The organism is Nocardia sp. CA-107356, from assembly GCF_050946365.1.
Classification (GTDB): Bacteria; Actinomycetota; Actinomycetes; order Mycobacteriales; family Mycobacteriaceae; genus Nocardia.
The window spans coordinates 2,960,959-2,979,536 of record NZ_CP191992.1; the positions used below are offsets into that span (position 1 = coordinate 2,960,959).

The following is an 18,578-nucleotide window of genomic DNA, read 5'->3' on the forward strand; positions in this document are numbered from 1 at the left end:
GCCATGCACGTGCCCGTGGGCTCGTCGTCATACCCGCGGTGCCGCCCGCAGCGCCATCGTTTCGGCTATGCGCTCCAAGCTGGATACTACGGTTTCCCGCTCGAGGCCGAAGTCCACCAGGCAGGCGATCTCGTCGACACCCATATCCGCCAGTCGCTGTGCCCGGGCTCGGAAGGTGTCCGCGCCGCCGAGCAGCGCGCTCGATCCCCAGTACCGCGCGAAAGCGAAGTCCATCAGGGTCTCCCGGTCGGCGGTCGTGAGCTGGTCCAGGTCGAGCTCGCCGAGTACGGCCTTGGCCGCGGATTTGATGATTTCCGAGTTCGCCCAGAGGTATTCGCGGAACGGCTGCTCCACCAGCGCCCGTACCTCGTCGTCGTTACCGGCGCCCAGGTAGGCGTGCACCATGACGGTGACAATGCCCGCGGCCGGATCGAGGCCGCTCTCCGCGCGTCCGGCGCGATAGGCGACGATCCGCTGTTCCAGTTCGGCCACATCCAGGTTGATCAGCGCGGTGAGCACGTTGTAGCCCGACCGTCCCGCCGCGGCGAAGGTCGCCGGGTTGGTCGCCGCGGTCAGCCATACCGGTAGTTCGGGCTGTACCGGCCGAGGGAAGGTGCGCAGGCGCACCCGTTCACCCGAACCGTCGACGTCCTCGATCGATTCGCCGCGCCACAGCTTGCGCACCTTCTCGACACGGTCCAGCATGACCTGCTGCTTGCGCTGATAGGACGCCTGGCTGAAGACGAAGTCGAGGGGGACGAATCCCGGCGCGAAGCCGAGTCCGACCCGGCCGCCCGAGAGGTTGTCCACGATCGCCCACTCCTCGGCGATGCGTGCCGGATGATGCAGCGGTGCGACTACACTGCCTGCCCGCAGATGAATCCTGCTGGTACGGGTGGCGATTCCCGCCGCTAGCACCGAGGGGTTGGGAAACAGGTCGCCGAATTGGTGGAAGTGGCGTTCGGGCGTCCAGATCGCGGTGTAGCCGAGTTCGTCGGCGCGTTGCGCGCAGTCGAGGATCAGCCCGTAGCGATCGCCCTCGACCGAGTCGGCGGAGAAGAAGAACACGCTGAACCCCGGGCCCGACCGCGGGCCGGGCCCGGCACTGTCACACACCGACACCGTCGGTGTCGCCGGGCAGGTCTGGGCCGACCGGACGGTGGCGTCCGGGGAAGGTGCCGGTATGGCTGCTCGGGACGTGGAGACGGCGGTTTCACGGCCGGCCAGCAGGGCGGTCAGCCGCTCGATACTGGGGTTGTCGACGAATTCGCGCAACGACAGCTCCCGGCCCAATCCGGCGCGCAGCGCCAATACCGCCTGCACTGCCACCAACGAATCGCCGCCCGCGTCGAAGAAGTTCGCGCTGTCGTCGAGCGGACGTCCGATCGTGTCGGTGTAGGCGGCGCGAACTGCCGCGAGCAGCTCCCCGGTCTCCGAGCCGGAACCGTCCGGGCCGGAACCGTCCGAGCCGGTCGCTGGTTGCGCAGCCGCAGTGTCCGGTGCGGCGAGGGATTGCGCCGATGCGTCGGACGGCCAATGACGGGTGCGCTGGAACGGGTAGGCGGGCAGGTCGGCTGTGGTCGCCGGGTCCTCGTGCGCCCAGAGAGCCGACCAGTCGACCGGAGCGCCTGCGGTCCATGCCGCTGCCAACGCCCGTGACAGGCATTCGGATTCGGACTCCTCGTCGCGGGGAGCGGGCAGGGCCGCGAGAACCGGAAGGCCTTGCGGCCGTGCCGGATCGCGCTGTGCCAGCCTGCTCAGCGCGCGGCCGGGCCCCAACTCGACCACCACATTCGGACCCGATGCGAATACGGTGGCCAAGCCATCCGCGAACCGCACGGTGCGCCGCGTCTGTTCCACCCAGTAGTCCGGACTCGTCGCTTGTTCGTCGGTGATCCAGGTGCCGGTGACATTGGATGCGAAGGGAATGTTCGGCGGGTGCAAGGGGATACGGTCGAACTGCTCGCGCAGGCCGTCGAGGCAGGTGTCGGTCATTCGGCTGTGGAAGGCCCGTGACACCGCCAGACGGCGGAAGGGGATGCCCGCATCGGTCAGGTCATCGGCGATCGCGTCGACAACCTCGACGGGCCCCGAAAGCACGCACGACTTCGCGGCGTTGACGGCCGCCACATCCGCCATCCCGGTGAACCGAGCGGCGTCTTCCTCGCTGATTGCCGCGGCGAGCATGGCTCCCGGCGCCAGGTTCTGCATGAGCTCCGCACGGGCCACCACCAGCCGCGCCGCATCCGAGACGGTCATCACGCCCGCGATCACCGCGGCCACATATTCGCCGAGGCTGTGGCCGATCATGCTCGCCGGTCGCACCCCGAGATGCAGCCAGGTGCGGGCGAGGGCGTATTCGACCGCGAACAGCGCGGGTTGGGTGACCAGCGTGTCGTCTGCGCGATCCGATTCGGCGAGCAGTGTTTTCAGTGCTCGGTCGGAGGCGGCGTCCAACAGGTCGAGGCACTCTCGGTGCGCGTCACGGAAAACGTCGAAGTCGGGCCACAGCCGGGCACCGACCTCGGGGTACTGTCCGCCGTGGCCGGGGAACAGGAACGCTACCTCTGCCTCGACGGCCGCGGGCGTGCCGGCTGTCGCGGTGTCGGCGAGCGCGGCCACCAGCTCGGAGCGGTCGCGCGCGACCACGAAACGACGGTGCGGCAGTGCACTGCGGCCGACTTGGGTAGCGCGAGCGATGTCGGACGGATCGGCGTCGGGGTGGGCCCCGAGGTGGGTGCGCAGGTCACGGGCCTGCGCTGCCAAGGCAGCAGGGGAGTGAGCCGAGAAGGTCACCGTATGGCACGAACGTCCAGTGGTCGTGCGTGCGACGTCGGCCCAACCAGCCAGCACCACATGGGCGTTGGTGCCGCCGATACCGAGACTGCTCACGCCGCAGCGGCGGTCCGCACGGGATTGTGACCACTCCACCGCCGTCGCGTTGACGGCGAACGGGGAGCGATCCCACTCGAAGTTCGGGTTCGGCTCCCGGAAATGCAATGTGCCCGGGATAATTCCGTTCTCCAGCGCGAGCACGGCCTTGATGAGGCCGGTGACGCCCGCGGCGGCGTCCAGATGCCCGATATTCGACTTGACGGAACCGAGCAGACAGTCGCCGGGTGCCGTCGCATCGTCGCGGCGTCGCTCGAACGCCTCGGCCAGCGCCGATACCTCCAGCGGATCCCCGATCGGCGTGCCGGTCCCGTGGGCTTCCACATATCCGATATCGGTACTCGCCAGACCTGCGCGCTCGAGTGCGCGAGACACCGTCCGCACCTGGCCGTCCCAGCCGGGCGCGGCGTAGCCGACCTTACGCCGCCCGTCGTTCTCGACCGCGGAACCGAGGATCACCGCGCGAATCGGATTGCCATCGCGGACGGCGTCGGCGAGGCGGCGCAGCACCACCGTGGCCACGCCGTTGCCGCCGACCGCGCCGGTGGCGGCGGCGTCGAACGGGCGGCAGTGCCCGTCGGCGGAGATGATGGCACCGTCCACGTGCTCTTGCAGGGTCGCTTGCGGAAGGAATACGGTGGCGCCGCCCACCACCGCGACCCCACAGTCGCCGGCGGCGAGCGCGCGGGCGGCCAGATGCACCGCGACAAGTGATGACGAGCATGCCGTCTGCACACCGATGCTGGGGCCCCGCAGGTCGAGCTTGTAGGAGGTGCGGGTAGCGAGGTAGTCCTTGTCGGTGGCCAGCAGGATGCGGTGCTGTTCGGTGGGATTCGCGTGGTGGAATCGGGTGAGCAGGGTCCGGAGCAGATATGTGCTCGGGCTGGCGGAGGCGAAGACTCCGGTCTGCGCGCCGTAGCGGTCCGGAGGGCAGCCGGCGTGTTCCAGGGCATGCCATGCGCATTCGAGGAACAGCCGGTGCTGCGGATCGAGGAGTTCGGCCTCGGCGGGCGCGAATCCGAAGAACTCGGCGTCGAACAGGTCGATATCGGCCAGCACGCCATAGGCGTCCGAAGGTGGTGTACCCGGCGCGCTGCTCGGCGGGCGGACCAGAGACTCCTTGCCCGCCACCAGGTTCCGCCAGAACTCGGCCACGTCGGAGGCGCCGGGGAATCGTCCGGCCATACCCACCACTGCGATTGCGTCGTCCGGCGTCATCGTGTCTTCCCGTAGAGGTAGTCGGCCAGCTCCGCCACCGTGGGATGACGGAAGAAGCTGATGAGCTCGGTGGTGACGCCCAACTCGGTGTCGAGCCGGTCCTTCACCATGAGCAGCTGGAAGGAAGTTCCGCCCAGATCGAAGAAGTTGTCGTACCTGCCGACCGCGTCGATATCGAGGATCGTGCACCACATTCGGGTGATATATGCGGTGATACCGGAGCGGGTCATATCGGTCAGCGGTTCCACTGGGTGAGCTCCTCGAGCAGGCGGTAGGTGAACGAGGCGACGGTAGACGGATCGAACAGGTCGGTGCTGAACTCCACCACGCCTTCCAAAGCTGGTGTGGTGTCGTGGATTTCCACGGTGAGATCGGTGCGGGCGGCGGCCTGTAGCACCGGACGTGATTCGATTTGCGTTGTGCCCAGGCGCAATTCGGCGCAGGGGTCCGTCGCGAAGGTCAGCACGGCCTGGAAGATTGGAGTGCGGCCGAGGTCGCGGGGCGGGCGTACGGCCTCGACGATGCGCTCCAGGGGAAGATCCTGATTCGTATACGCGCGCAGCAGGTTGCGTCGGACCCGGTTGAAAAGCTCCGGCCGGCTCGGTGCGTCGGTACAGTCCGCCTTGACCGGAATGGTGTTGACGAAAAATCCGACGACATTGTCGACCGCGGCGGGGCCACGGCCCGATACCGCGGTGCCGACGACGAATCGGTCCTGTCCGCTGAGTTCGGCGAGCACTGCCTGGAACGCGGCCATCAGCACCATGTGCACGGTGCCGCCATATCGCCGGGCCGCGGCGCGTATGCCGGCCGTGGCGGCCGCGGGGACCGTGAAATGCAGGGATCGGCCCTGGGAGGTCCGGATCCCCGGCCGCTGTCGATCGGTCGGAAGGTCCAGGGTCAGTGGCCAGTCGGTGAGTTCGGTGCGCCAGAAGGACGACTGGCCATCCCAGTGGCCCGCCTCGACCATGGCCCGCTGCCATTCCGCGTAATCGCCGTAGCGCACCGGAATCTCCGGCAGTACGGGTACCGTCCCTGCCTGGAAAGCGTTGTAACAGAGCGATAATTCGCGGAACAGGAGGTCGATGGACCAGCCGTCGGCGATGGCATGGTGTATCGCGAGAACGATCAGATGATCGGCGGCGCCGAATCGTGCGACGGCGATGCGGAGCAACGGGAGCGCTGTCAGGTCGAAGGGGGTGCCGGTGATCCGGTCCACGAAATCGGCCGCGGCGGTTTCCGGAACGTCTTCGACCTGGAGCGATACCCGAAAGTCGGCTTCCACGATCTGTTCCGGGATGCTTGCGGTGTCGGCGAAGCGCGTCCGGAGGACATCGTGGCGTGCCACGATCACGTCGATGGCTCGTTGCAGCACCGCGAGATCCAACGCACCCCGGACTCTGGCGGACACCGGCACGGTGTAGGTGGTGCTGTTGGGCTCCAGCCGCTGCATGAACCAGAGGCGATGCTGACCGTATGACCCGCGTGCCGGAATGCGTCCGGACGGGCCCAGCGGCACTGAAGCCGGTTCGGCCGCACCAGGATTCGTGTTCTCAGCCAGCAGTGCGGCGAGTCCGGCGACGGTGGGCGCGCGGAGGAAATCGGCCAGCGCGATACTGCGTCCGGTCCCGGTTTCCACTCGGCTCAGCAGCCGAAGGGCCTGCAGTGAGTCGCCCCCGCAGGTGAACAGGTCGTTGTGCACGCCGACGGTGTCGAGGCCGAGCACCTGCGCCCAGATATCGGCGACGAAGCGCTGCAGGTCGGTTCGCGGACCATCGGCGGCCGTCTCGGCGGGAGCGGGTTCCCGGGCGGTGACCTCCGGCGCTGGACGGGCGGCCGTGCAGAGCGCACGGTCCGACCCGGCCGCGATGTCCGCCAGCAGCCCCAGCAGTCCCGCCACCCATCCGGCAGCGCGTTCGTCGTCGATGAGGCCGGCAGGTCGGATCAGATAGCCCTGCAATTGCTTCCCATCGTCGTAGACGATGAGGTCGAGGTCGGAATGGCAGCCGCCGGAGGGTGCCACCGGGACGTACTCGAGCTCGACATCGGGCAGGCGGAGTTCGGCGAGCGGGTGCGGGCCATAGGTGAGGATGGCCTGGAACAGCGGAGTGCGTGCCGGATGCCGCGGCGGCCGTACCGCGTCCACGATGTTATCCAGCGGCAGGTCCTGATGGGCGTAGGCACGCAGCAACCGTTCCCGAACCCGGCCGAACAGCTCCGGGAACGTCGGCGTGCCGGAACAATCCGCTGTGACGGGAATGGTGTTGACGAAAAACCCGATCAGGTTCTCCACTGCTGCGGGGCCGCGGCCGGATACGGCCGTGCCGACGACGAAGCGGTCCTGGCCGGCGATATCGGCGAGCAGCGCCTGGAACGCAGCCATCAGCACCATGTGCACGGTGCCGCCGAGCCGGCGTGCCGCCTCCCGAATACCCGCCGCGGTCGGCGCGGCCACCACGAACGGGATCGTCTCACCTGCCGAGGATCGCACCGATGGCCGTGGCCGGTCGGTCGGCAACTCCAGTAGCAATGGCACGTCGGCGAGTTCGGCGCGCCAGAACTCGCCTTGGTCGGCCCACCGGCCTGCGTCGACGGTATCCTGCTGCCACTCGGCGTAATCGCCGTACTGCACTGCCAATTCGGGCGGATCCGGGAACGCGCCCTTGCGAATTGCGGTGTAACTGTCCGAAAGCTCCTGCAGCAGTACGTCATACGACCTGCCGTCGGTGATGGCATGGTGCATGCTGATCGCCAGCAGGTGGTCTTCGTCGGTGAAGCGGGCGAGGGCGATGCGCAGCAGCGGCGCGACGGTCGGATCGAATGGCGTGGTCGCGATCCGGTCCAGGAAGTCCGGGGCGGCGGACTCGGGAATCTCTTCGACGTCGACTCGCACCCGACAGGTGTCGAAGACCACCTGTTCCGGTGTCCCGCCGCGCTCGGCGAAACAGGTACGCAGCGCATCGTGCCGGTCCACCACCACATCGACCGCTTGCTGCCAGGCCGCGGGATCGAAGGTCCCGCGCAGGCGTATCGCCAAGGGCACGTTGGCGATCGGACTCGCGGGCTCCAGGCGCTGTGCGTACCACAGCCGACGCTGGCCGAAGGACGCTGCGTAGACGGTCACACCATGTTCAGTGATATCGCTGCTCATGTCATGGCCACCAGTACGCGACGCGGACCGCGATACGGCATGCGGCCGTGCGCGGCCACCATATTGTCGACCACCATCAGATCGCCCTGCTGCCATGGGATCGTGAGGGCGCATTCCCGGTAGACCTCGTCGATGCGCCCGAGATCGCCCGCGGACAGTGGACTGCCGTCTGCGTGATAGGCGTTGCGGGGGAGATCGCTGTCGGGATAGCTCAGCAGCAGTGCCTCGCGGATCTCATCGTCCAGCGCCGATACGTGGAACAAATGGGCTTGGTTGAACCACACCGGGCGTCCGACAGCCGCCTCGGCACGCCAAGCCGGCCGGTGGAACCGGGTTCGCAGTATCGGGCCGTCCCACTCGCAATGCTGGCCGTGCCGGGCGCAATACTCCTCGACTTCGGACCGCGAATCGGTCTGGAACGCCTCCTGCCAGCCCAGCCCCAAATCGTCACGGTAGGTCCGGGTGTAGACGATGCCGTCGGCGAACCGTGCGCGGATGTCGGCGTCGATCCGGTCGAACACCGCGCGACTGTCGGCGACCGGCGTCTCCCCGCCGTATGGGGCGGGTGCGGCGCAGAGGAAGAACAGTACTGCGGGCCAGACGTCGGCGTAAGAGTTCTCGTTGTGCAGTGGGATCCGTTGGTCTGCAGGGTATTCCGTGGAGGTGTAGATGTTGCCGTCGACGTGCGACCGGGGTGTGGACCGGTCGCGGTAGGGCAGCGGATCGCCGCCCACCGCGGCGGCGATCTGGCCGAAGAGGTCGAGATCCACGGTTACATTGCGCAGCAGCACCACACCGAATCGGTTCAGCGCGGCTCGCATTTCCGCGCGGTGCCGCCGTGCCCATGCGGGGATGTCGACACCGTCGGGCAGCTGATAAACCGCGGCCGAGGTGATCCCGTTGCTTTCGAGCAGGCCTGCGACAGGACCGAGGTGGGCGAGTTCGGCGGGCAGTGTCTGTGCCATATCGTCTCCTCAGCGTCCGGCCGGGCGGAACGGCGGATCGAGCAATCTGCGCACGGTGCGGTGGCTGAGGACGTCGGTGAGGGTGAAATCCACACCGTTGCGGCGGGCCCGGGTCACCAGGCGCGCGGCGGCCAGACTGGTCCCGCCGAGGGCGAAGAAATCGTCGTCGACGCCGACCTGTTCGAGTTCGAGCAGCTCCGCCATCAGCTCACATACGAGATGTTCCGTGGGGGTCCGCGGTTCTGGAGACGAATCCGCTTGCCTCCCAGTACTTTCAGTGGGTTCCGGTAGTGCGGCGTAGTCGAGCTTGCCGTTCGGGGTGAGGGGAAACGCTGCCAGCAGCACGATGGTCGTGGGCACCAGATGCCCCGGAAGCCGGTCGGCGAGGTACTCCCGCAATGCGGCAACGTCCGGGGTGGCGCCCGGTGCCGGTGTCGCATACGCGACGAGCCCCGGGCCGGTGGACCGGTCGTCGAGGGCTACCACCGCGGCTTGATCCACGTCGGCGGCCTGAGTGAGCATGTCGACGATTTCGCCCGGCTCGACCCGGAATCCGTTGACGGCCAGCTGATCATCGACCCGGCCCGCGAACTCGAGCAGGTCATCGTCTCGGCGGTGGACGCGGTCGCCGCTGCGGTACATCCGCGCACCGGGCGGCCCGAGCGGGTCGGCCACGAAGGCGGCGGCCGTGAGACCGGGCCTACCCAGATAGCCACGCGCAAGTTGTGGCCCGGCGATGTACAACTCACCCTCGCCGACCGGAAGGAGTCGGGAGTCGAGCACGTACAGCCGGGTGCCCGGGGTGGCCGAGCCGATGGGGACGGGCCCGGGTGCGAGTGCTTCGCCCGGCTCCACTCGGTGGACGCAACAGCCCACCGTGGCCTCGGTGGGACCGTACTCGTTGACAACGGTGGCGGCCGGGTTCTCGCGCCGCCAGTCGGCGAGCATCGCACCGGTGAGCGCTTCGCCGCCCACGACCAGGTCCGACGTGGGCGCGCAGTGCGGAAACATGGAGCGCAGCAGCGGCAGGTGCGCGGGGGTCACCTTGAGAAAGGTTGGCGTGTCATGGGTTTCGCCGGGATCGTCGAGGGGCGCGACGTCGAGAGTTCCGCCCGCGACCAGTGGGCCGAACAGACTTGTCACCGCCATGTCGAACGCAGGTGCGGCGTGTACGCGCACCAGACCGGCGAGGCCCGGATACCACGTTACGGCCCAACGCAGATACGTCGCGAGGGCACCATGTTCGATGACGACGCCCTTGGGTCGGCCGGTGGAACCGGAGGTGTGGATGATGTACGCGGCATCGTGTGGCGCTGGGCCGAGTCGCGGATCGTCGGGAGGTTCGTTGTCGCCGGTCTCAACACCCATCGGGACCATGGGAGCGAGTTCGGCGATCCACTCTGGGCCGTGCTGGTGGACCAGTACGAGCTTCGGTTCGGCTGCCCGCAGCAGCGTTTCGGTACGTCGCGGCGGATCGGTCACGGCCAGTGGCAGATAACTCGCCCCACTCTTGACAATCGCGAGCAGCGCGACGATGAGATCGAGCGAGTTGTCGAGGTACACCGCGACGAGGTCGCCCCGGCGCACTCCATGGCGGTGCAACGCGCGGGCCTGACGCGTGGAGACGTCGTCGAGCTGGCGGTAGCTCAGTCGGCCGTGGGGGTGGACGACAGCCGTGGCATCGCCGATCCGGTGCACCTGTCCGCTGAACAGTTCCGCGACAGTGGATGTGCCGGTCGCCATGTCAACTCCTCCTTGTCGGCTGCATCGCATTCATGACCAGGCGTGCGACCTCGGGTGTCCGCAACAGGTCGCGGCGGCCGATCGTGGTGGGGATGCGGTGCACGGTGAAATCCGGTTCTTCGTCGTTTTCCATGGAGATCAGGGCGGTCGCCGACAACCACTGCGGGCGCGGCGCCATGGTCGACGCCGCCCGCAGATACGCGGTGTAGGAGGCGAATACATCGATCAGCTCGGCGCCGACATCCGGTGCGACGCCGACTCTTTCGAAGGCGGCGTGCGCCGCGTCGCGGTAGAGCGTCAGGAGCCGATCGAGAATGCCGGGGATATCCCGCGGCCACTCCCGCAGCAGGGCGCTCGCCTCTCCGATCAAGTCGTCGCGTTCGGCGGCCGATAGTGAAGACAGCGCAGTCAGGGTGGTGCGTATATCGCGGAACACCGAATCCTTCGTGGGCCGACCGGGATTGAAAACAACGGTGGCGGGTCGGCGGCCCTGCTGTCGCGCCACCTCATCGGCGAGGGCGCAGGCGAATACGCTGCCCGCGCAATACCCGAGTACCGCGTCGATCTCCGCTCCGGAAGCGGCGAGCCGGTCCCACCACCACGCGGTGTACGCCTCGCCCGACGCCGTATCAGCGACGCTCGCGGGCGGCTGGGTGGTCAGCCAGACCGTCATCGACTCGGGCAGCAGCGCCGCGAGGTCGCGAAACCCTGCTTCACCGCGGGTGGTGATGTCGAAATCGACTGCCACCACAAGGAATTCACTGGCACCGGGCCTGAGCTCGGTGAAACCCGGCGGGACGATGCCACCGTGTCGGATGGCTGCCGACGAATCTGACCCCACGTAGAAGCTCCATCGCACCGAGGGCTGGGTCCTGCAAGTAAACCCGACAGCGTGGTTCCGGTAGTCCTTCCGGCATTCCCGATGATGGGAATCTGGTGAATATCGCTGGCGCGCAGCAGATTCAGATCCCTCGCACCGTCCTGGCACTGCGGCGCGAGACCCACGACGAGCAGCGCGATGTGATGACCGTCGTGAGCAGCGGGATGTCGAACAGACCTGCGCGGCAGTCAAATTCACGCCCGGTGCAGACAGCGGGCGGTCCTCGGTGACAGGGGTGGTGGTATGGCCGGTTGTAAACGTATGAGTGCCATTGTTATTCGCTCAGTACACGTTCGGTCGCCGCCACCGACCAGCGCCATCGACCAACCCGCTCGATCGCACAGATATACGGCTGGGTTCGCGCCGGATCCGCGCGGACAGTGCGCTGATCTACTGACTGCCAAAGGAATTCAGTCGGCAACCTCGCTTGCGGTTGCCGCTACTCGCAGCACTGTCTTTCGGCCGTATCGTCCCGGAGCTGACCCGGTAGACGCCGTCGTCTGGCGGGTGCCCGACATCCGAGACTTCGAAGCAGCTCAGGCCGAACGCTCGATAGTGACCTCGAGGTTCTTCATGATCGGCTGATCGCTCTGTGTGCTGAAGTCACCGATCGCGCACAGCACGTTCATCTCCGGCATATACCCCGCGGCGTTGCCGCGGGGTATGCCGTAGGGGATCACCTTGTATTTCTGTACCGATCTCTTGCTTCCGTCGTTGGCGACGCTGGTGATGTCGACTTCGTCGAACTCGCTGAGACCCCGTTCGCGCATATCGTCGGGATTCATGAAGACCAGCGTGCGCAGGTTCTTGATCCCCCGGTACCGGTCGTTGTCGGAGTAGATGGTGGTGTTCCACTGGTCGTGTGAACGCACCGTGGCCAGCGTCAGGGTGCCGGCGGCCGGGGTGGTGTCGGGCAGTTCCGCGGTCGAGAACTCCGCGCGGCCCGACGGGGTGAGGAAGACCAATTCTCGTGCCGGCTGGCGGATCCGGAATCCGAGCGGCAGCCGCACACGGCGGTTGAAGTCCTCGAATCCGTCGAGCACCTGGGCCATCGTGTCGCGGATCCGGTCGTAGTCCTCGACGTAGGCCTGCCACGGCGTCGGGCTGTTCGGCAGTGCTGTCTGCGCGATCCCGGCGATGATCGCCGGTTCGGAGAGCAGGTGCGATGAGGCGGGCTGTTTCATGCCGACCGACAGGTGGACCATGCTCATCGAGTCCTCGACCGAGGTGGCCTGAATTCCGGTGCGCTGGTGATCTTTCTCGGTACGGCCCAGACAAGGCAGGATCAAAGCCCGTCGGCCGTGGACGACGTGGCTGCGGTTGAGCTTCGTGCTGACCTGCACGGTCAGCTCACATTTGCGGAGCGCCTCGTAGGTGTAGGTGGAGTCGGGTGCGGCCATGGCGAAGTTGCCGCCCATGCCGATGAACACCTTCACGTCCCCGGCCTGCATCGCTTGGATCGTGTGGACGGTATCGAGGCCGTGTTCCCGGGGCGGTTCGATGCCGCACACCTGTGCCAACCGGTTCAGGAATTCCTCGGCAGGACGGTGGTCGATGCCGCAGGTCCGGTTGCCCTGGACATTGCTGTGCCCGCGCACGGGGGAGGGGCCGGCGCCTTCGCGGCCCAGGTTTCCGCGCAGCAACAGCAGGTTCACGATCTCGCGGACGGTGTCGACGCCGTGCTCGTGCTGGGTGATTCCCAGGCACCAGCTGACAATGCTCCGGTCGGCGTCACAGTAGATGCGCGCTGCTCTGCGGATATCGGCGACGGCGATTTCGGACTGTCGCTCGATATCGGTCCACGATGCGGCCTCGCACATCGCGCGATATTCGTCGAAGCCGGCCGTGTGGCGGGCGATGAACTCCGCATCGATTGCCTTGGGATCCGTACGCGCTTCCTCGAGAACAGCTTTCGCAATGCCACGCAACAATGCCATATCGCCGCCGATCCGCGGCTGCAGATTCAAGGTGCTGGTAGGGGTGGCGCGGAAGGTGGCCATCTCCAGGAAATCGTGCGGGATGATCGCGCGCCGCGCTGCTGCCTCGACGAGGGGGTTGATGTGCACGATCTGTGCTCCCCGCTTGTGGGCCTGCACCAGCGAGGTCAGCATTCGTGGCGCGTTGGAGGCGACGTTGACCCCGATGATGAACAGGGCATCGGCGGCCTCCCAATCCACCAGGTCGACGGTGCCCTTACCCGTGCCGAGTGCGGCCTGCAGGGCCCGCCCGCTCGCCTCGTGGCACATGTTGGAGCAGTCGGGAAGGTTGTTTGTGCCGAGTTCACGTGCGAGCAGCTGGTAGAGGAAGGTCGCCTCGTTCCCGAGCCGGCCGGAGGTGTAGAACGATGCCTGATTGGGATCGTCGAGCTCGGCAAGCGTACGGCCGACCAGCTCGAACGCCTCCTGCCAGCTGATCGGGACGTACCGATCCGTCTCCGGGTCGTAGGTCATCGGTTCGGTCAACCGGCCTTGGTTCTCGAGATCGAATTCGCTCCACTTCGACAACTCCGTCACCGTGTGCGCGGCGAAGAACTCGGAGCCGACCCGCTTATGCGTCATCTCCCAAGCGACGTGCTTGATCCCGTTTTCGCAGATATCGAGGCGCAGGCCCTTCACATCGTCGGGCCAAGCACACCCTGGACAGTCGAAACCGTCGCCCTCATGGTTCATCTTCAGAATCGCTTGTGGACCGTCGATCGCCTCGCGTTCACTGGCCAGGAACTTGGTGACGCTTTTGGCGGCCCCCCAACCCGCAGCGGGATGGTGGTACGGACGAAACGTCGACTTCGCGTTCTTGTCGCGCTCCCGGCTCGGGCCTTCGTCGGGAGAGAAATCTTCGCGCTGACCGGCCATATCCAACCCCTTCGATAATCCTGGGATTCGGCGATCGGTTGTCAGAGATTCAACGAGCTTCCGCACTGAAAGTCCGCGGAGTGGAAGACCTTCGCCCAAACGGTACGCCACATCGACCCCGCATCCAGCCGCAACAAGAAGGCAATCCTGAATCCGTGACGGCGCCCGGATCTCGTGACGCGGCGCTGTTCCTCCGGTGTGGTAACGGATGCCGCAGCGCCGCACCGGTTCCTGGTGGACAGCGGGGGCGAGGTACGCGGTGGTGGACTGGGAGCTCTCGACGACAGCATGGTCAGGTAGCCGCGCTGGCACGGTCAGCTGCCGCTCGGTCCGCCGCGGCAAGTCCGAATACGAGTGCGGCGGCGATGCCACCGGTATACGCGCGGTCGTAGAGACCGCCGATATCGGCGCCCGCCGCGAAGAGTCCATCGATGGTTGCGCCACTTGCCGCAAGGACTCTGCCGTGCCGGTCGATGCGAATGCCGTGGAAGGGAAATGTCAAGGCGGGGCACACCTCGATGACGTAATACGGTCCGTGGTCGAGCGGTCGCGCGTCGTAGGTGCGCGGGGGCCGCGCGGCCGAACCCGCGGCATTGGCGGCGCGGATCTGCGCGGCGATGTCGACGCCGTCGTAGCCCCACTCGGTGGGTAGATATGCGAAGTCGTCGAGGCTTTCGGCAATGCCGCACCGGCCGCCGCGGCGTTGTGCCAGATCGAATTTGTCGAGCGCCTGCGCACCTTCGACGTAACTTCCGGTGATCCAGTCGCGGTAGACCTGCTCGTCGGCGACCAGCAATCCTCGGGCCTCCGGTTGGTCCAGCAGTTCCATAGTGGTCAGGTGGTCGCCGACGGTTTCGTCGGTGAACCGCCGGTTGTGGAGGTTGAACAGCAAGGCGTGCTCGCTGTAGTACAACGACAGCGCGACGAAGTCGGACGGATCGCGGAACGCTACCCCGGTGGGAATGAGGTGGCCGTAGAAACCGGAGCGTTCCGTACCCGTCGCGGCCCCGACGTCCTCGGCAAGTCGAAGTCCGTCGCCGATGCTGGTCGGGTTGGACCGCAACGGCATCGCGCTCGCATCGGGATGGATGTACCTGTCGACCAGCTCCGGATTCGCCTGGAAGCCGCCGGTCGCGAGTATCGTTGCCGCAGAGCGAATCTCGCGTTCGGTGCCGTCCGGAAGTCGCACCCGAGCGCCGACGACGGAACCGTCCTCGGTGAGCAGGGCCCGAGTCTCGGTCTCGGTGAGCAGCTCGCCCTCGGCGCGGATCCGTCGGCCGCATTCGTCGATATACCGGTTGGTGTCGAATTGGTGACCGGAACCGTAGCGCAGGACGGTGACAGCGTCCGCGCATTCGACGCCGAGCGACCGGATCCAGGCGATACCGGGGCCGAATCCGTCGACGAGTGCGCGGCGCAGCTCGATATCGCCGCGGGGGTTGACCTCGTCCATGATCGCGTGGGAGGGGGCGGTCCAGGCGTATCCCGCGAATCGCGCGGATCCGCCTACTGCGTCGGCCGCTTCGACGACGATCACGGAATTGCCTCGATGCAATGATCGGGCCGCCGCGGTGAGCCCGGCCATCCCGCCGCCGATGACGAGTACGTCGGTGTGGCCCTCTGACATTCGATGCTCCTCCCGCGTCGCGGTAGTGCCCAGCGTGGTGGTCACCCTAACTCTAAAACTGAAGTCAGTTCAAGTGTCGGATTTGCTTGTGAAGTGGATCACGGTGCATGTACGGTACGACCTGAACCGAGTTCAACTCAGTTTGGTTCGGCGACACCGCGCCGACGATAGGGACCTTGCCTTCGAGAGGAGCTTCGCGTGATCGCGAATTCACTGGATTCTTTATTGGCGGATCTCGGCGAAAGACGCCTGCGATCTCCATCGATCCCGGCCTCGACCTCTCCAGTTGTATCCGGCGTACCCGTCGGACGCAGTCCGGGCATTACCGCCTGATTCCAGAATCACTAGTAATGCCAACTTGTTTCGACAAATGAAGAACCGATGAGGATTCAAGCAATGAAATTGAAGAAGTTCGCGGTCACTGCCGCGCTGGTGACCACCGGGCTCGGCGTCACGGCGGGCACGGTCAATGCCACGCCCGCGCCGAGTGGCGATGACGTCAGATTCACCACCTCGGTGACGGAGCGGTCGACGATCATCAACACCGAGGCCGGTTCGATGGTTGTCGAGGACGGGGTGTTCAAGATCAAGGCGGCCAACGGGGTCACCCTGGCAGGCTCCGAATTGCGGTTCCGCGTCGACGATTTCGAATTTCCGATCGCCGCGGAGATCAAGGATCGCACCGCGACCCTGACCCCGCAGTTCGATATGGCGCACGCGACCTACAAGCCGGTCGCGTTGCCGTACGAGGACCAGGCGCCCTGGAAGACCCAATACGACCGCGAGCAGGCCGCTTTCACCCGCATGATCAGCACCATCACCATGGGCTCCACCATCGGCGGCATCGTGGGCGGTATCGGCGGCGGCGCGATCGGCTGTGTCCTCGGCGGTATCGCCGGTGCGACGGTCGCCTCGGCCGCCATCATCGGATTGTTCGGCGCCTTCATCCCCGCAGCCGCCGTCGGCTGTCTGGGCGGCATCGTGGCGATCGGCGCGATCGGCACGCTGGCCGGTCAGCTGTTCATCGCGGCTCCAATGGCGATCATGGCGGTGGCCCAGTACTTCACCACGGTAAATGCGCCATTCCAAGGTAAGTGAGCACAGACAGGTCAACGTCCTGACCCGACGGCTTCCAGCCATGTGATACGTGCCATAGGTCCGCCCCCGGAGTTAGTTGACCATTACTCGGCTGACTCCGGGGGCTCATCCGAATAGAAAGCCACTGGGGGCGGGGCCGCTGCCGATGGTAGGTCGGGAGCGTCAGCGGGTTCGGGTAGGCCGAAGCGGGCCGCGATGCCATCGAGGAGCAGGGCCAGGGCGAATTCGAAGAGATCGTCGAATTCGAGTGCGAGCCCGGCTGATTCGGGGCCGGGCGCTGCTGTGGCGGCGCGTTGCGACGTAGTGCTGATGCCGGTCCCGTTCCCCTGACCAGTGAAGTCGGCGAGCTCGTGTAGGACCGGATAGCTGTCCGGCGTCACCAATTCCGTTATCGCGCGCCAGGTTTCCTCCGAAGGTTCCAGCACGGTGTGCTCGGTTCGCCGCTCCTCCGACAGGGGCAGCATCGCCAGTCCCTGCACCAAGCCGGACACCGAGAGGTAGATCGACAGCACGGCCTCGCGTGGCACGCCGGGCTGATTCAGCGCGGCGAAAGTGCGTTCCAGGATGTCGAGCAGGGCCGGGCCGACCGGCGGGCGGGTGCGCGCCAGCGTGGGCAGCATCCATGGATGCCTGCGGTACAGCTGCCATTCCTGGCGCGCCTCGTACCCGATCCGGTCCCGCCAGTGCGTCAATTCCGCAGGCGGGGTGGGTATTTCGGCGAGCACCAGGTCGACCATCGCGGTGAGCAGCGCGGTCCGATCGCAGAAGTGGCGATAGAGCCCGGTGGTGGCAATGCCCATCTCGGTGGCGAGGCGCCGGACGGAGAGCCCGTCCATCCCCGCCCGGTCGGCCAGCTCCACCGCCCCCCGGACAATCCCCACCGTGGTGAGCTCGGTCACGGGGCGACGTCGCGGGGCGGCGGGGAGTTCGGCCCGGCGAGCCCGGTACGCCCTGGCCTGACAGGAGCGGGAACAGTACCGCCGCCTACGGCCCTTGGCTGCTTGGACGATCGCGCCGCCACAACTCGCACAGGGCATATTCTGATCCCTTTTTCATCACACGCCGGAAGTGTGACGAAATAATAGCAATTCCTGGGTTTCCACCTACTTTGGCCAGTACACACAGTGTTCCGAATTCAGGAGGTACGCCATGACCGACGGCCAGTGGGTGCGCCGAGCAGAGCTGTCCGAGGTCGCCGCGGTAGCGACCGCTTTCGCCGAAGCCAGCCGGGATGAGGCGGTCTCCGCCTGGGTGATGGACGGGCACCCGGAGATCATGACGGCCTTGGAAAAGGACTATGCGCCCATTCTGATCGAGGAGACCATCGGCCGGGACGAGGTGTGGATCGCGGGCACCGGCAGCGACATTCGCGCGGTTTCGCTGTGGCAGCAGGTGGATTCGATCGAGCGGTACCAGGAAGAGGCGGCGCAGGCCAGGACCAGGGCCGAGGGCAGCGACCTGCGACCGCTGCACCGGATGGCGGCGGTCACCGCCCTGCTCGCCGAACACCATCCGCGGGAGTTCCCGCACCGCTACCTCTACGCCATTGCCACCGTGCCGCAGTGGCGCGGGCACGGCGCGGGCGCGGCCATCATCGGCAACAGGCTGAAACAGGCAGCAGCGCAGGGTCTTCCGGTCTACCTGGAAGCCAGTACGGTTCGCTCGTCGCAGCTCTACGAACGCCTCGGCTTCGCCCGCACGGGTGCGGCGCTCCCGCTCCCCGACGGCGGCCCCACCCTGTGGCCGATGTGGTTTCGCGGCTGACTGATGGATCGTGGACTCCACCCCGGTGCCGTGTGGCATGTCCCGGCCCACGGTGCAGCGTTTTGAGCTGGCTGGGTGGGCCGGCTACGGCTACTGCGCTTCTCATTCGCGGTCCTATTGGGGGCTGAAACCGTATCTGGTGTGCACGCCGGCGGGGATGCCGATCCTGTGGGCGCTGGCGGATCCGAAAATCGGTGAACGCGAGGTGCTTTCGACTATGCGTCGAGGTCGACGCCGCGGTGGCGGGCGAGCACTCTGGCATCCTGCTGGGACCACCACGTTGCCAGTCGTGGGACCACAGACAGCAGTACAGAAGTAGAACTGGTTATCGCGCTGTTGATTCGCGGAAGCCGGGTTCCGGAACGACCGATAGGCGGCAGTATGGTGC

Annotated in this window: 11 protein-coding genes and 2 pseudogenes; 3 read left to right on the plus strand and 10 right to left on the minus strand. The window is 66.5% G+C overall.

All coding sequences use genetic code 11. The features are described 5' to 3' along the window. Positions 1 to 27: 27 nt before the first annotated feature. The 9 genes and pseudogenes from ACQP1G_RS13265 to ACQP1G_RS13305 form a co-directional block, all read right to left on the minus strand. Positions 28 to 3,414, minus strand: coding sequence for a type I polyketide synthase (locus ACQP1G_RS13265; RefSeq protein ID WP_433208453.1), 3,387 nt, complete (start codon positions 3,412 to 3,414; stop codon positions 28 to 30). Between the two features lie 24 nt (positions 3,415 to 3,438). Further along, positions 3,439 to 4,110: pseudogene (locus ACQP1G_RS13270) on the minus strand (beta-ketoacyl synthase N-terminal-like domain-containing protein); the annotation flags it as partial. After that, positions 4,107 to 4,358: an acyl carrier protein gene (locus ACQP1G_RS13275; protein ID WP_433202995.1), complete on the minus strand. Its 252-nt coding sequence runs from the start codon at positions 4,356 to 4,358 to the stop codon at positions 4,107 to 4,109. The gene ACQP1G_RS13275 and the pseudogene ACQP1G_RS13270, both read right to left, overlap by 4 nt. Continuing rightward, positions 4,346 to 7,261 carry a condensation domain-containing protein gene (locus ACQP1G_RS13280; RefSeq protein WP_433202998.1) on the minus strand — a complete coding sequence of 972 codons (2,916 nt, stop codon included), beginning with the start codon at positions 7,259 to 7,261 and terminating at the stop codon, positions 4,346 to 4,348. The genes ACQP1G_RS13275 and ACQP1G_RS13280 overlap by 13 nt, the downstream gene beginning before the upstream one ends. Beyond that, a complete protein-coding gene (locus ACQP1G_RS13285; protein ID WP_433203001.1) occupies positions 7,258 to 8,226 on the minus strand; it encodes a TauD/TfdA family dioxygenase in 969 nt (322 codons plus the stop codon). The genes ACQP1G_RS13280 and ACQP1G_RS13285 overlap by 4 nt, the downstream gene beginning before the upstream one ends. Positions 8,227 to 8,235: 9 nt before the next feature. Further along, positions 8,236 to 9,969, minus strand: a complete 1,734-nt coding sequence (locus ACQP1G_RS13290) for a non-ribosomal peptide synthetase (RefSeq protein WP_433203004.1) — start codon at positions 9,967 to 9,969, stop codon at positions 8,236 to 8,238. Position 9,970: 1 nt separating this feature from the next. Further along, the gene (locus ACQP1G_RS13295) at positions 9,971 to 10,810 is read right to left on the minus strand and encodes a hypothetical protein (protein WP_433203007.1); all 840 of its coding nucleotides are present in this window, start codon (positions 10,808 to 10,810) and stop codon (positions 9,971 to 9,973) included. A 575-nt stretch (positions 10,811 to 11,385) separates the two neighbouring features. After that, the gene (locus tag ACQP1G_RS13300; protein WP_433203010.1) at positions 11,386 to 13,701 is read right to left on the minus strand and encodes an FdhF/YdeP family oxidoreductase; all 2,316 of its coding nucleotides are present in this window, start codon (positions 13,699 to 13,701) and stop codon (positions 11,386 to 11,388) included. 292 nt (positions 13,702 to 13,993) lie between these two features. After that, entirely contained in the window at positions 13,994 to 15,328 is a 1,335-nt protein-coding gene (locus ACQP1G_RS13305) for an FAD-dependent oxidoreductase (protein WP_433203013.1), read from the minus strand. Positions 15,329 to 15,724: 396 nt separating this feature from the next. Between ACQP1G_RS13305 and ACQP1G_RS13310 the strand changes: the two genes are divergently transcribed. After that, entirely contained in the window at positions 15,725 to 16,426 is a 702-nt protein-coding gene (locus ACQP1G_RS13310; protein WP_433203016.1) for a hypothetical protein, read from the plus strand. Between the two features lie 83 nt (positions 16,427 to 16,509). On the opposite strand, the gene ACQP1G_RS13315 is transcribed toward ACQP1G_RS13310, so the two are convergent. Further along, positions 16,510 to 17,325: a TetR/AcrR family transcriptional regulator gene (locus ACQP1G_RS13315; RefSeq protein WP_433203019.1), complete on the minus strand. Its 816-nt coding sequence runs from the start codon at positions 17,323 to 17,325 to the stop codon at positions 16,510 to 16,512. Positions 17,326 to 17,575: 250 nt separating this feature from the next. Here ACQP1G_RS13315 and ACQP1G_RS13320 point away from each other — a divergent pair, with 250 nt between their 5' ends. Both ACQP1G_RS13320 and ACQP1G_RS13325 read left to right on the plus strand, forming a co-directional pair. Then, positions 17,576 to 18,190: a GNAT family N-acetyltransferase gene (locus tag ACQP1G_RS13320; protein ID WP_433203022.1), complete on the plus strand. Its 615-nt coding sequence runs from the start codon at positions 17,576 to 17,578 to the stop codon at positions 18,188 to 18,190. A gap of 7 nt (positions 18,191 to 18,197) precedes the next feature. After that, positions 18,198 to 18,410: pseudogene (locus ACQP1G_RS13325) on the plus strand (IS982 family transposase); the annotation flags it as partial. Positions 18,411 to 18,578: the final 168 nt, after the last annotated feature.

Excerpts from the sequence above, each read along its gene's own strand:
- ACQP1G_RS13280 (WP_433202998.1), bottom strand. The coding sequence starts at position 7,261 with ATGAGCAGCGATATCACTGAACATGGTGTGACCGTCTACGCAGCGTCC.
- ACQP1G_RS13285 (WP_433203001.1), bottom strand. The coding sequence starts at position 8,226 with ATGGCACAGACACTGCCCGCCGAACTCGCCCACCTCGGTCCTGTCGCA.
- ACQP1G_RS13290 (WP_433203004.1), bottom strand. The coding sequence starts at position 9,969 with ATGGCGACCGGCACATCCACTGTCGCGGAACTGTTCAGCGGACAGGTG.
- ACQP1G_RS13300 (WP_433203010.1), bottom strand. The coding sequence starts at position 13,701 with ATGGCCGGTCAGCGCGAAGATTTCTCTCCCGACGAAGGCCCGAGCCGG.
- ACQP1G_RS13305 (WP_433203013.1), bottom strand. The coding sequence starts at position 15,328 with ATGTCAGAGGGCCACACCGACGTACTCGTCATCGGCGGCGGGATGGCC.
- ACQP1G_RS13310 (WP_433203016.1), top strand. The coding sequence starts at position 15,725 with ATGAAATTGAAGAAGTTCGCGGTCACTGCCGCGCTGGTGACCACCGGG.
- ACQP1G_RS13320 (WP_433203022.1), top strand. The coding sequence starts at position 17,576 with ATGACCGACGGCCAGTGGGTGCGCCGAGCAGAGCTGTCCGAGGTCGCC.